At 68.7% G+C, this 12,564-nt stretch carries 11 protein-coding genes and 1 pseudogene; 7 read left to right on the top strand and 5 right to left on the bottom strand.

The genetic code is table 11. The features are described 5' to 3' along the window. Positions 1-12: 12 nt before the first annotated feature. Positions 13-549: an NUDIX hydrolase gene (locus tag N788_RS14665; protein WP_034222994.1), complete on the top strand. Its 537-nt coding sequence runs from the start codon at positions 13-15 to the stop codon at positions 547-549. A gap of 640 nt (positions 550-1,189) precedes the next feature. On the opposite strand, the gene pip is transcribed toward N788_RS14665, so the two are convergent. Then, a complete protein-coding gene (gene pip / locus N788_RS07345) occupies positions 1,190-2,131 on the bottom strand; it encodes a prolyl aminopeptidase (RefSeq protein WP_034222991.1) in 942 nt (313 codons plus the stop codon). Between the two features lie 114 nt (positions 2,132-2,245). On the opposite strand from pip, the gene N788_RS07340 reads away from it, so the two are divergent. The 4 genes from N788_RS07340 (at position 2,246) to N788_RS13915 (ending at position 7,370) form a co-directional block, all read left to right on the top strand. After that, positions 2,246-2,893 carry an HNH endonuclease gene (locus N788_RS07340; protein ID WP_084695941.1) on the top strand — a complete coding sequence of 216 codons (648 nt, stop codon included), beginning with the start codon at positions 2,246-2,248 and terminating at the stop codon, positions 2,891-2,893. A gap of 86 nt (positions 2,894-2,979) precedes the next feature. Further along, positions 2,980-3,984 carry a hypothetical protein gene (locus tag N788_RS14950; protein WP_211250693.1) on the top strand — a complete coding sequence of 335 codons (1,005 nt, stop codon included), beginning with the start codon at positions 2,980-2,982 and terminating at the stop codon, positions 3,982-3,984. 107 nt (positions 3,985-4,091) lie between these two features. Continuing rightward, the gene (gene dxs, locus N788_RS07330) at positions 4,092-5,993 is read left to right on the top strand and encodes a 1-deoxy-D-xylulose-5-phosphate synthase (protein ID WP_034222988.1); all 1,902 of its coding nucleotides are present in this window, start codon (positions 4,092-4,094) and stop codon (positions 5,991-5,993) included. A 75-nt stretch (positions 5,994-6,068) separates the two neighbouring features. After that, positions 6,069-7,370 (top strand): OmpA family protein, encoded by a 1,302-nt coding sequence (locus tag N788_RS13915; protein ID WP_051924470.1) that lies wholly within the window; start codon positions 6,069-6,071, stop codon positions 7,368-7,370. On the opposite strand, the gene prmC is transcribed toward N788_RS13915, so the two are convergent. Together prmC and N788_RS07315 are read right to left on the bottom strand one after the other, a co-directional pair. Continuing rightward, positions 7,371-8,204, bottom strand: a complete 834-nt coding sequence (gene prmC, locus N788_RS07320; protein ID WP_051924469.1) for a peptide chain release factor N(5)-glutamine methyltransferase — start codon at positions 8,202-8,204, stop codon at positions 7,371-7,373. A gap of 2 nt (positions 8,205-8,206) precedes the next feature. Next, a complete protein-coding gene (locus N788_RS07315) occupies positions 8,207-8,773 on the bottom strand; it encodes a Pycsar system effector family protein (protein WP_034222982.1) in 567 nt (188 codons plus the stop codon). 44 nt (positions 8,774-8,817) lie between these two features. Between N788_RS07315 and N788_RS14655 the strand changes: the two are divergent. Continuing rightward, positions 8,818-9,060, top strand: a pseudogene (locus N788_RS14655) (alpha/beta hydrolase); the annotation flags it as partial. A gap of 90 nt (positions 9,061-9,150) precedes the next feature. On the opposite strand, the gene ahpF reads toward N788_RS14655, so the two are convergent. Both ahpF and ahpC read right to left on the bottom strand, forming a co-directional pair. Next, positions 9,151-10,740: an alkyl hydroperoxide reductase subunit F gene (gene ahpF, locus N788_RS07310; protein ID WP_034222980.1), complete on the bottom strand. Its 1,590-nt coding sequence runs from the start codon at positions 10,738-10,740 to the stop codon at positions 9,151-9,153. 139 nt (positions 10,741-10,879) lie between these two features. Further along, complete coding sequence (ahpC, locus tag N788_RS07305; RefSeq protein ID WP_034222977.1) at positions 10,880-11,443, bottom strand: alkyl hydroperoxide reductase subunit C; 564 nt, start codon at positions 11,441-11,443, stop codon at positions 10,880-10,882. A gap of 178 nt (positions 11,444-11,621) precedes the next feature. Between ahpC and N788_RS07300 the strand changes: the two genes are divergently transcribed. Then, a complete protein-coding gene (locus N788_RS07300; protein WP_034222974.1) occupies positions 11,622-12,560 on the top strand; it encodes a LysR substrate-binding domain-containing protein in 939 nt (312 codons plus the stop codon). Positions 12,561-12,564: the final 4 nt, after the last annotated feature.

Here is a 12,564-nt window from a genome sequence, read left to right as displayed (position 1 = left end):
AGGATCGCCGGCATGGCCGACCAACCCCAAACCCTGTGCGAAGGCAAATACCTGCGGCTGGTGAAGCGCGGGCACTGGGAATACGCCGAGAGAACCAACGCCGGCAGCGCGGTGATCGTGATCGCGCTGACGCCGGAGCGGAAGCTGCTGTTCGTCGAGCAGTTCCGCATCCCGATGAACGCGCCGACGATCGAGATGCCGGCGGGCCTGGTCGGTGACCTCGACGCCGCAGATACGGTCGAGGAAGCCGCGAAACGCGAACTGCTCGAGGAAACCGGCTGGCGCGCCGACGAAGTGAAGGTGCTGATGGTCGGGCCGACCAGTTCAGGCATGAGCAACGAGCTGATCGCCTTCGTCCGCGCCCGCGGCCTGACCCGGGTCCATGCCGGCGGCGGTGACGAGACCGAGGACATCACGGTCCACGAAGTGCCGGTCGACGACGCCCCGCGCTGGCTGGCCGCCAAGATGGCCGCCGGGTACTCCATGGACCCGAAGCTCTGGGCCGGCCTCTGGCTGCTCAACCACGACCCCGACGGCAGCCCCGCCTGACCCTCACCCGCGTGGAATGATTGCTGGGGGGGGGAACGACTTCCTGCGGGAGGGACTCCCGATCTCTGGTCTTGCCCTTCGGCAAGCAAGGCGGCGCCGCTCAGGATATTCGCGGGTGGAGGCAGCGTGCAGTCGCCCTGGCCGACACGCCGCAAGTACCTCCATGTAGGCTCTTCGTCGACGTCCTTGTCTCCGAAGGTCGGCCAGGGCGACTGCACGCTACCTCCTCGAAATGACGTCGTGGCCGCCGGGCAAGCAGGCGGCGAGCCACCGCCGGAGACGTTTTCCGGCCTCCAGTGATTGGCGCACGAAGAGCACTTCGACGCGAAGCGTCGGGCTGGCAACCAGCGGCCCGTGATGGAGTGGGAGCGACGTCGTGCACGCTACGTCCTCGACGAAACGGAGGACATGGATGTCCGTAGTGGCGCCGGGCAGGATGCCCAAGTGTCGCGGAGCGCATGGATGCGCGGGAGCGACCCGGCCGTGAGCTGGTCATGGATGACGCTTGGTCCCGGCCGGGCGGCGAGGACGTAGCGTGCGCGGCGGCGCCACCGACGATTGCCGCAAGGGCCGCCTTGCTTGCCCAAAGGGCAAGACCGGGGCCCGGGACTGAACCCCTCTCGTATCCGGTTCGGCGACGTCAGCGGAAGTCGTCGGTGGCGCGCACCAGGATGTCGACCAGCTCGGGTTCGAAGGCTGAGTGGCCCGAGGTCGGGGCGATCTCGAGTTTGGCGCCGGGCCAGGCCTGTTTCAGGTCCCAGGCGTTCTGCACCGGGCAGACCACGTCGTAACGACCGTGGGCAATCACGCCCGGGATCTCCTTGAGGCGGTGGGCGTCGCGCAGCAGCTGGTCGTCGGCGTCGAAAAAGCCGCCGTTGACGAAGTAGTGGCATTCGATGCGCGCGAAGCTCAGCGCGAAGTGCGCGTCCTCGTGGCTGTGCATGAAGGCCTCGTCCTGGCGCAGGAAACTCGTCGCCGCCTCCCAGACCGACCAGCAACGCGCGGCCGCCAGGCGGGTTGCTTCGTCGTCCGAGGTCAGGCGCCGGTGGTAGGCGCTCATCAGGTCGTGACGCTCGACCTTCGGGATCGGTTCGAGGTACTGCTGCCAGGCGTCGGGGAACAGGCGCGAGGCGCCCTCCTGGTAGAACCACTCCAGCTCCCATCGCCGCAACATGAAGATGCCGCGCAGCACCAGTTCGCTCACCTGCCCGGGATGCGCCTGCGCGTACGCCAGGGCCAGGGTCGAACCCCAGCTGCCGCCGAATACCTGCCAGCGGTCCACCCCGAGGTGTCGCCGCAGCTTTTCGATGTCCGCCACCAGGTCCCAGGTCGTGTTGTCGACCAGGTCCGCGTGGGGTGTCGAGCGCCCCGCGCCACGCTGGTCGAACAGCACCACGCGATACGCCTGCGGGTCGTGGAAGCGACGCATCTTCGCGCCGCAGCCGCCGCCCGGCCCGCCGTGCAGGATCACCACCGGCTTGCCATCGGGGTTGCCGCACTGTTCGTAATAGAGCCGGTGCCGGCCATCCACCTGGATGAAACCGCTGTCGTAGGGTTCGATGTCGGGATACAGGCCGCGCATGCACGCCTCGTGACGGGGGAGGGATGCACGATTCTAGCCCGCCCCGCGCTGCCCGCCCCGTCGGATCCGCCCGGTGCTTGAACTGCAACGGGACTGGCGTATGCTCAAGCCCTGATGGGAATACCGCCGACCCGCTTGAGTCTGGTGGGCACCGGGAGCAAGCCCCACCCGGGTGGAGCCCCGTCTTTCGCTGAAACCGGCATTCCCCGCGTGCTTTCCCTCGACGCCCATGGCCGCATCCTCGACTGGATGCACTGGCAGGACGCGGTTTGCCTGTACGTGCGCGGCGCCGTCGCCTGGACCCTGGGCGACCCCTGCCTGGTCGTGCGTGGCGGCACCAACCGGGCCAGCGGCCTGCAGAGCCTGGTCGAACTGCACCCGATCGTGGCCGGCCGCAGCCATGCCCACGCCAAGGCCCTGGACCCCTCGCCGGCCTTGTCCAACACCGCCCTTTTCGCCCGCGACGGCAACCTGTGCATGTACTGCGGCAAGGAATATGGCCGCCACTCCCTGACCCGCGACCACGTCATGCCGGTGTCCAAGGGCGGCCGCGACGTCTGGGAAAACGTCGTCTGCGCCTGCTTCCACTGCAACTCGCGCAAGGGCGGGCGCACGCCGCAGCAGGCCGGCATGCCGCTGCTGGCCGTGCCCTACCGCCCCAGCTGGGTCGAACACCTGATCCTTTCCAACCGCCACATCCTGGCCGACCAGATGGCCTTCCTGAAGAGCCACCTGCCGCGGCGGCCCGGCCGTCCCGGCTGAGCCGATTTGACGCGGTCGGCGCCAGCACCGACACTTTCGGCCTTCACGCCGTCCCTAGCCGGCGTGACCAGGGGGAACTCCAGGAAATGACGACTCGAAGCATCTGTTTTGCAGGCCTCTCACGTGACGAGCAGGCCTCGGTGGAGGCCGCGTTCAAGCAGGCCAATGCCGCCCATCGCTGGGCAATGACCAACGAAAACGAGGCCGAGGTGGTGGTGGTCGACATGGACTCCATGTACGGCCAGATGAGCCTGATGAAGGCCATGAGCGGCGGCAAGACCGTCGTTGCGCTCACCGCCGGCGGCCGCGTGGACACCGATTTCCAGCTGGCCCGCCCGGTCACCGCCGTTGGCGTGGCGACCCTGTTGGCGCAGCTTGAAACCCAGGCCCCGCCGGTCGCCGCCGAGCCGGTGCCGGAACCTGAGCCCGAACCGGCCCCCGCTGCCGCCGCCGCACCGGAACCCGAACCCGCGTCCGAGCCCGTGCCGGAACCCGCGGCGGAACCGGAGCCCGTGCCGGCCCCGGAACCACCGGCCGACCCGCGCCTGGCCGACTACCTGCGCCCCGGCGCGCTGTCCGGCCCGGTGCGGATACGGCTGGCCGGCGCTCCCGACCTGGTGCTGGACCCGGGCCAGCGTGTCTACCTGGGCGGAGCGACGCTCAAGCCACTGCTGCCCTATGCCACCGCGATCATCCGCGAAGACGACCTCGAACCGGTGGACCCGGCGCAACTGCCGGCCCTGGCGACCGAACTCGGCGGCAGCCACCCGTTCAGCCGCCTGGCATGGATCCTGGGCCTGGGCGGCCACAACGGCAGCCTGGCGCCGGGCTACAACCCGAACGACCGCTACAAGCTGCTCAAGTGGCCGCAGACCGAGCGCGAGTTCCCGCGCCACTTCCGCATCGCCACGGTGATGATGAAGGGTCCGGCGCTGTTGACCGAAATCGCCGAACTCAGCGGTGCCAGCCTGGCCGAAGTCACCGACTACGTGAACGCCAGCCTCGCCGTCGGCGTCGCCGAGCCCGACATCGTCGCGCCCAGCGAGCCCGAAGCGCCCAAGGGCGGCCTGCTGGGTCGTTTCCGCCGCTGATCGCAACGGTCTGACACGGCGGGCCGCCTGAACCGCGGCCCGCCTTCACCTTGCCCCCATCGGCGGGGTGCCGGACAATCCAGCCCTGTCCCCACGCAAGCCTTCCGATGGATCCCCAGCGCTACCCGCGCCTCTCGCGCATCGCCGTCCCCGAAGACCTGCGGCAGTTCCCGGAAGACGAACTGCCGGCGATCGCCGATGAGCTGCGCGCCTACCTGATCGAACAGGTCAGCCAGTCCGGCGGTCATTTCGGCGCCGGCCTGGGCGTGATCGAGCTCACCGTCGCCCTGCATTTCCTGTTCGAGACCCCGTCCGACCGCCTGGTCTGGGACGTCGGCCACCAGTGCTACCCGCACAAGATCCTCACCGGCCGTCGCGACAGCATCCACACGGTCAAGCAAAAGGACGGCATCGCCCCCTTCCCCAAGCGCGATGAAAGCGATTACGACACCTTCGGCGTCGGCCACAGCTCGACGTCCATCTCCGCGGCCCTGGGCATGGCGGTCGCCGCCCGCGCGCGCGGCGAGGACCGCAAGGTGATTGCCGTGATCGGCGACGGCGCGATGACGGCGGGCATGGCCTACGAGGCGCTCAACCACGCCGGCGGCATGGATCCGGAGCCGGACCTGCTGGTCATCCTCAACGACAACCGGATGTCGATTTCCGAAAACGTCGGCGGCCTGACCAAGATGCTCGGCCGCGCCTCCGGCAGCCGCACGCTCAACGCCCTGCGCGAAGGAGGCAAGAAGCTGCTGGGCGACAAGAAGAAGCCGGCCGCGCGCTTCATGCGCCGCTGGGAAGAGCACTGGAAGGGCATGTTCGTGCCCTCCACCCTGTTCGAGGAAATGGGCTTCCACTACACCGGCCCCATCGACGGCCACGACGTGCCGGCGCTGGTCTCGACCCTGCGCACGCTGCGCGGCCTCAAGGGGCCGCAGCTGCTGCACGTGATCACCACCAAGGGCAAGGGTTACGAACGCGCCGAAGGCGACCAGATCGAATACCACGCGGTCGGGCCCTTCGATCCGGACGTGGGCGTGGTCAAGAAAGCCGGCCCCGCCAAGCCCACCTACACGCAGGTGTTCTCCGACTGGCTGTGCGACATGGCGGCCGCCGATCCGCTGCTGATGGGCATCACGCCCGCGATGCGCGAAGGCTCGGGCCTGGTGCGTTTCAGCAAGGAATTCCCGGAACGCTATTTCGACGTCGCCATCGCCGAGCAGCACGCCGTCACCCTGGCCGCCGGCATGGCCTGCGAGGGCGTCAAGCCGGTGGTGGCGATCTACTCGACCTTCCTGCAGCGCGGCTACGACCAGCTCATCCATGACGTCGCACTGCAAAAGCTCGACGTGCTGTTCGCCATCGACCGCGGCGGCGTGGTCGGGCCGGACGGCGCCACCCACGCCGGCAGCTTCGACCTGAGCTTCCTGCGCTGCGTGCCCGACATGGTGGTGATGGCGCCGGCCGACGAAGACGAGTGCCGCTCGATGCTCAGCACCGGCTTCCGCCACCCCGGCCCGGCGGCGGTGCGTTACCCGCGCGGCACCGGACCGGGCAAGGCCGTGCAGCCAGGCCTGGAAACCCTGCCGATCGGCAAGGCCGAGCTCCGGCAGCGCGGCAGTGGCGTCGCCCTGCTGGCCTTCGGCGCCCTGGTGCCGGCGGCCGAAGCCGTGGCCGCGGAGCTGGGCCTGACCGTGGTGAACATGCGCTTCGTCAAACCGCTCGACCGCGCGCTGCTGATGGACCTGGCGCGCAGCCACGAGGGTTTCGTCACGCTCGAGGACAACGTCGTGGCCGGCGGTGCCGGCAGCGGCGTGGCCGAATTGCTGGCCGCCGAGGGCCTGAGCCTGCCCCTGCTGCACCTGGGCCTGCCCGACGGCTGGCAGGAGCACGCCAGCCGCGAGCAGCTGCTGGCCGAGGCTGGGCTGGACGCCGATGGCATCCGCCGCGCCGTGCTGGCGCGCTGGCCCGATCTGGCCCGGCAGCGCCGCAGCGCCGCCGGCGGCTGAAGCCGGGCCGGTCCACGGCCTGCCCGGGCCCGGGATTCCGTTCCTTAGCGGAACCTCCCTGCGGACATCCTGGCCATGCGACTTCCCGCCGTCCTGCTGGTCCTGGGCATGGGTCTTTGCGCCCTGCCCGCCGCCCACGCCGAAGAACGGGCCGACTGGGCCCAGGCGCGCCATGTCGAACGCGACGGGCCGGAAGCCGACATCGTGGTGCGCACCGGCGACATCGACAACCTCGGCTTCGGCTGGCCGGAAGGCTTCGACCCGTTCACCGGCAAATCGACGCCGGTGCATCGTTTCCCGTTCGTGCCTGGCGAGGACGATCCCCCGGGCACCGATCGCATCATGGTCGTCAGTGGCAACACCGGCGCGGCCGGCGACGGCTACATGTATGAGTCCCGGCGACCGGACAACCTGCCGCAGCCGCTGGTGTTCGAGTTCGAGCCCGGCGACGTGGACATCACCACGGTCGCGCTGCAGCTGTTCGTCGACGACTTCCAGTCTTCGCGTTTTGGCAGCCGCTACCGCGCCTGGCTCGACGGCGAGGAGGCCGGCGACATCGCGGTGACCATCAATGCGCTCGACCAGACCGGGCCGATCGGCAAGCTGCTGACCCTGCAGCTCCTGCCCGAATACCTGGACCTGGTGCGCGATGGCCGCCTGGAAGTACGCATCGACGACCCCGACAACAATGCCGGCGATGGCTACGCCTTCGATTTCGCCCGGCTGCTGGTCAATCCAAAGGGCTATCGCCATGCCGGAACGGTCAGGGGCATCGCCGTCGACAGCGAAGCCGGCAAACCGCTGGCCGGGGTGTTGGTGTCGGCGTCGAACGTGCGCCAGGCGCTGACCGATGCCCAGGGCCGGTTCGTGCTCGAACAGGTGCCCGCCGGACTGGTGGTCACCACCGGCAGCAAGGCCGGTTATACCCCCGACAGCGAGCCCGCCGACCTTGTGTCGGGGCAGCGCGTGGACATCGTGCTCGAGCTCACGCCGATCGGCGCCGACAGCGGCTCGCTCGCCGAGCGCCTGGGCCGCGAACGCAAGGTGGACCTGTACGGCATTTACTTCGATACCGCCAAGGCCACGCTCAAGCCGTCGTCGGAAGACACGCTGCGCCAGGTACTTGGCGTGCTCGAGGCCGACCCCGCGTTGCGCCTGGTGATCGCCGGCCACACCGACGCCGAAGGGGAACTGGCCTACAACCAGGGCCTGTCCGAGCAGCGCGCCCGGGCCGTCGTGGCCTGGCTGTCGGAACATGGCGTGGACGGCGCGCGGCTGTCGGCCGAGGGACTGGGCGAAACCCGGCCCGTCGCCGACAACGCCACCGACGCCGGGCGGGCCCTCAACCGCCGGGTCGAAGTCCGACTCGCGGACTGATCAGCCCAGCCACTGCCCCCGGGTCACCCGCTCGCGCCGTTCGAGGTCGCGGGCCGTGGCGACCTGGGCGAAACCCTCGCCCTGGAACAGCGCGCGCACCGCCGCGCCCTGGTCGTTCCCGTGCTCGAGCAGCAGCCAGCCGCCGGGCAGCAGGTAGGTCGGCGCCTGGTGGACGATCAGCCGAATCGCGTCCAGGCCATCGGGGCCGGAGGCCAGGGCCGAACGCGGTTCGAAACGCAGGTCGCCCTGGACCAGATGGGGGTCGTCGTCGGGGATGTAGGGCGGGTTCGAAACGATCATCCGGTAGACGTCACCGCCCACCGGTTCGAACCAGTTGCCCTGCAGCAGGCGCAGCGGCAGCCCTGCCTCGGCGGCATTGGCGCGGGCCACCGACAGCGCGGCTTCGCTGACGTCCACTGCACTGACATCCACCAGCGGTCGTTCGCTGGCGATGGCAAGCGCGATCGCGCCGCTGCCGGTGCCCAGGTCGAGCACCTGGCCCATTTCGGAAAGCGGCAGGCGTTCGAGCGCGAGTTCAACCAGCAACTCGGTTTCAGGACGCGGGATCAGGGTGTCGGAGGTGACCGCCAGTTCCAGCGACCAGAAACCGCGGTGGCCGGTGATCTGCGCCACGGGTTCGCCGCCTTCCCGTCGTCGCAGCAGGTCGTTGAAGGCACGCGCTTCCTCGGCGTCGAGCACGTCACCGGAATGGGCGTAGAACCAGCTTCGCGGTCGCTGCAGCGCATGCGCCAGCAGCAGCTCGGCCTCGAGCCGGGCTTCGTCGCCGGGCAGGCGCGCCGCCGCTTCGCGGATGGCATTGGCGAGCGTGGTCACTTTCAGCCAACCAGCAACTGCCAGCCCTGGACGAAGCAGGCCAGCACGAAGCCGCCCAGGAAGAACAGGTAGGACAGCCGCAGGTAGCGGTACTTGTGGTGGGCCAGGTAATACCCCAGCGCGTAGGTGTCCCGGGCCATGGTCTCGTACACCGAGCCATCGGACTTCAGGGCGCCGGCGATTTCGGTGAGGAATCGTTCGCGCGGCAGTTCGGCGAAATGGCCGAAGAACATCAGGTTGAACTGCGACGGGATCGTGCCGTCCTTGAGCTTCAGTGGCCGGTACTTGGGCAGCACCGCCAGCACCGCCAGCACCAGGGCCAGCATGGTGAAGGCCGCCAGCGTGATCGAGGCGCTGCGCAGCATCGGATCGCTAAGGCGTCCCAGCACCAGGGTCAGCACGATCGAGGACATCGTGATGATGATGTTGGCCTTGGTATCGGCCATCGTCGATAGCTGGACATGGTGCTGCTGCATGGTCCGCAGCAGGCAGTCGCCGGTGTTTCGTTCGGGAATGGCCGCGAAAAGTCTTTCGATCTCGCTGGCGAGGAGGGGCTCGGGGGGGGTCATGACGCCTTCCTTACGTATGCCCGCCCATCATAGCGCCCTCCCCGATGCCCGGCAGCGCCCATGCATTCCCGGACTTCATGTATTGCGCGGCCCGGGCCGTGGCCTGGACACGCGCCAATGCCGGACGACCGGGCGGGGATCTCTGGCGGATCTGCGTGATGGGCCATTCGGCGGGCGCGCACATGGCCGCGCTGCTGGCCACCGACAAGCGCTATCTGGCCGCCTCCGGGCTGGCGCCCCGCGACCTGGCCGGCGTGGTTGCGCTGGCCGGTCCCTTCGACTTCCTGCCGCTGACCGACCCCGACCTGCGCGAGGTCTTAGGGCCGGAACAGGCCTGGCCGAGTCGCTTCGCTTCCCCGACCTGCCCTGAGCCTTGTTCAGGCCGTCTCGGCCGGGGCCGGCGCGACCTGCGAGGTGCGCATCAGGTGGTCGAAGGCCGAGAGCGCGGCGGTCGATCCGGCGCCCATCGCGACCACGATCTGCTTGTAGGGAACCGTGGTGGCGTCACCCGCTGCAAACACGCCGGGCACCGAGGTCTGGCCGCGTTCGTCGACGATGATCTCGCCCCGGTCCGAAAGCGCCACCGTTCCCTTGAGCCACTCCGTGTTCGGCAGCAGGCCGATCTGGACGAAGATGCCCTCCAGCGCCAGCACGTGTTCGTCACCGCTGCTGCGATCCGTATAGACCAAGGCCGTCACCCGCTGTCCGTCACCGCGCACTTCGGTGCTCTGGCCGTTGAGCACGATGCTCACGTTGGACAGGCTGCGCAGCTTGCGCTGTAGCACCTCGTCGGCGCGCAGCTTCGAGTCGAACTCCACCAGGGTCACGTGCGCCACGATGCCCGCCAGGTCGATCGCCGCCTCGACGCCGGAGTTGCCGCCGCCGATCACCGCCACGCGCTTGCCCTTGAAGAGCGGGCCGTCGCAGTGCGGGCAATAGGCGACGCCCTTGTTGCGATACTGGTTCTCGCCCGGCACGTTCATCTGCCGCCAGCGCGCGCCGGTGGCCAGGACCACGGTGCGGGACCTGAGGCTGGCGCCGCTGGCCAGCTTCAGCTCGTGCAGGCCACCGGGCTCGCTGGACGGCAGCAGCTGCTCGACGCGCTGCAGGTTCATCACGTCGACGTCGTACTCGCGCACGTTCTGCTCGAGCACCGACACCAGCTTCGGGCCCTCGGTATGGGTCACCGCGATCAGGTTCTCGATGCCCATCGTGTCGAGCAGCTGGCCGCCGAACCGCTCGGCGACGATGCCCGTGGCGATGCCCTTGCGGGCGCTGTAGACCGCGGCCGCGGCGCCACCCGGACCACCGCCGACGACGAGCACGTCGAAGGCGTCCCTGGCCGCTATCTGCTCGGCCGCGCGACGCTCGGCGCCGACGTCGAGCCTGGCGACGATCTGCTCAAGGCTCATGCGGCCCTGGTCGAACAATTCACCATTGAGGAAGACGCTGGGCACCGCCATGACCTCGCGCGCCTCGACCTCGTCCTGGAACAGCGCCCCGTCGATGGCCACGTGCCGGATACGCGGGTTCAGCACGCTCATCAGGTTGAGCGCCTGCACCACGTCCGGACAGTTCTGGCAGGACAGCGAGAAGTAACTTTCGAACAGGTAGTCGCCATCCAGCGCCTGGACCTGTTCGATGACCTCCGGGGCCGCCTTGGACGGGTGGCCGCCCACCTGCAGCAGGGCCAGCACCAGCGACGTGAACTCGTGGCCCAGCGGGATGCCGGCGAAGCGCACGGCGACGTCCTCGGCGCCCACGCGCACGATGGCGAACGAAGGCTTGCGGGCGTCGTCGCCGTCGGTGCGCAGGCTGATCTGCCCCGAGAGCGCGGCGATCTCGCCAAGCAGTTCGCCCAGCTCACGCGACTTTTCGCCCTCGTCGAGCGAGGCGACCAGTTCGATCGGCTGCCGCAGCTTTTCCAGGTAGGCCGTGAGCTGCGTCTTCAGGTTTTCGTCGAGCATGTCCGTACTCCTTGAGCAGGGGTTTGCGCCTGGGGCCGTCGTCGGCCGCAGGCGCAAACCTCCGGGTTCTTGCTTCCGGTCGCGACCGGGACGCCCGGGCGGGAAATCCGCCCGGGCGAGGTTCCGCGACGAGGCTGGGTCAGATCTTGCCGACCAGGTCCAGCGACGGGGCGAGGGTCTTCTCGCCTTCCTTCCACTTGGCCGGGCAGACCTGGCCCGGGTGGGCGGCGACGTACTGGGCGGCCTTGAGCTTGCGGACCGTTTCCTTCATGTCGCGCGCGATGGCGTTGTCGTGGATCTCGAGGGTCTTGATGACGCCCTTCGGGTTGACGATGAAGGTGCCACGCAGGGCCAGGCCCTCTTCCTCGATGTGCACGCCGAAGGCGCGGGTCAGCTGGTGGGTCGGGTCGCCGACCAGCGGGAACTTGGCCTTGCCCACGGCCGGCGAGGTTTCGTGCCAGACCTTGTGCGAGAAATGGGTGTCGGTGGTGACGATGTAGACCTCGGCGCCCATCTTCTGGAACTCGGCGTAGTTGTCGGCCGCGTCCTCGACCTCGGTCGGGCAGTTGAAGGTGAAGGCCGCCGGCATGAAGACGATGACCGACCACTTGCCCTTCAGCGACTCGTTGGTGACTTCGACGAACTTGCCGTCGTGGAAGGCCTGGGCCTTGAACGGCTGGATTTCGGTGTTGATCAGGGACATGGAAACTCCTTTTTATGAGGGAGGGTGAATCGAAACTTGCGGCAATGTTAGGGAAAACCTATTGATATGTGAAAGTGATGTTTTCTATCGTTACGATAGATGTAGCCTATTACTCTGGCGCCGACCCTTCACATCTTCACGATTGTCATTGCCGGTTCCATAGGCTATAGCAATCGCCATGAACCTCCGCGACCTGAGATACCTGGTGGCCCTGGCCGACCTGCGGCACTTCGGTCGCGCGGCGGAGTCGTGCCACGTGAGCCAGCCGACGCTCTCGACCCAGATCAGGAAGCTCGAAGAGGAACTGGGCGTCTCCCTGGTCGAACGCGCCCCGCGCCACGTGATGCTGACCCCGGCCGGCCTGGACATCGCGCTGCGTGCGCGCCGGGTCCTGGCCGAAGTCGAACAGATGCGTGAAACCGCCCGGCGCACCGCCGACCCCGAGGCCGGCAGCGTGCGGCTGGGCCTGTTCCCGACGCTCGGCCCCTACCTGCTGCCGCACGTGGTGCCGAGGATCCGCAAGCGCTTCCCGCGGCTGGAACTGCTGCTGGTCGAGGAAAAGACCGAAGTCGTGCTGCACATGCTGCGCGACGGCAAGCTCGATGCCGCCGTGCTGGCGCTGCCCCTGCACGAGGAATGGGCCCATACCGAATTCCTGTTCGAAGAGCCCTTCATGCTCGCCGTGCCCGACGGGCACCCGCTGGCCGGGCGGCGCAACCTGCGCCTGGGCGAGCTGGGCGACCAGCACCTGCTGCTGCTCGAGGAAGGCCATTGCCTGCGCGACCAGGCGCTGGAAGTCTGCGGCCTGGCCGGCGCCGGCGAAAAGGAAGGGTTCCGGGCGACCAGCCTCGAGACCCTGCGCCAGATGGTCGCCGCCGGGGTCGGCGTGACCCTGCTGCCGGTCCTGGCGGTCAAACCGCCGGTGCCCGTTTCCGAGGACATCCGCCTGCTGCCCTTCCGCGACCCGCCGCCAAGCCGCCGCCTGGCCCTGGTCTGGCGGCGCAGCTCGGCCATGGGCGGTTTCCTGCATGACCTGGCCGAGGTGCTGCGCGACCTGCCCGCGGGCCTGCTCGAGCTGCCTGAAGGCGAGCCTGCCCGGCGCCCATCCAAGGCTTGAAGCC

It is taken from the genome of Arenimonas donghaensis DSM 18148 = HO3-R19 (genome assembly GCF_000743535.1).
Classification (GTDB): Bacteria; Pseudomonadota; Gammaproteobacteria; order Xanthomonadales; family Xanthomonadaceae; genus Arenimonas; species Arenimonas donghaensis.
This window is presented reverse-complemented; position numbering and strand designations above follow the sequence as displayed.

What these genes read in the sequence shown, in the direction of transcription:
- N788_RS14665 (WP_034222994.1), top strand. Translation starts at nt 13, where the DNA reads ATGGCCGACCAACCCCAAACCCTGTGCGAAGGCAAATACCTGCGGCTG.
- pip (WP_034222991.1), bottom strand. Translation starts at nt 2,131, where the DNA reads ATGCGCGGCCTGTATCCCGACATCGAACCCTACGACAGCGGTTTCATC.
- N788_RS07340 (WP_084695941.1), top strand. Translation starts at nt 2,246, where the DNA reads ATGGGAATACCGCCGACCCGCTTGAGTCTGGTGGGCACCGGGAGCAAG.
- N788_RS14950 (WP_211250693.1), top strand. Translation starts at nt 2,980, where the DNA reads ATGACGACTCGAAGCATCTGTTTTGCAGGCCTCTCACGTGACGAGCAG.
- dxs (WP_034222988.1), top strand. Translation starts at nt 4,092, where the DNA reads ATGGATCCCCAGCGCTACCCGCGCCTCTCGCGCATCGCCGTCCCCGAA.
- N788_RS13915 (WP_051924470.1), top strand. Translation starts at nt 6,069, where the DNA reads ATGCGACTTCCCGCCGTCCTGCTGGTCCTGGGCATGGGTCTTTGCGCC.
- N788_RS07315 (WP_034222982.1), bottom strand. Translation starts at nt 8,773, where the DNA reads ATGACCCCCCCCGAGCCCCTCCTCGCCAGCGAGATCGAAAGACTTTTC.
- ahpF (WP_034222980.1), bottom strand. Translation starts at nt 10,740, where the DNA reads ATGCTCGACGAAAACCTGAAGACGCAGCTCACGGCCTACCTGGAAAAG.
- ahpC (WP_034222977.1), bottom strand. Translation starts at nt 11,443, where the DNA reads ATGTCCCTGATCAACACCGAAATCCAGCCGTTCAAGGCCCAGGCCTTC.
- N788_RS07300 (WP_034222974.1), top strand. Translation starts at nt 11,622, where the DNA reads ATGAACCTCCGCGACCTGAGATACCTGGTGGCCCTGGCCGACCTGCGG.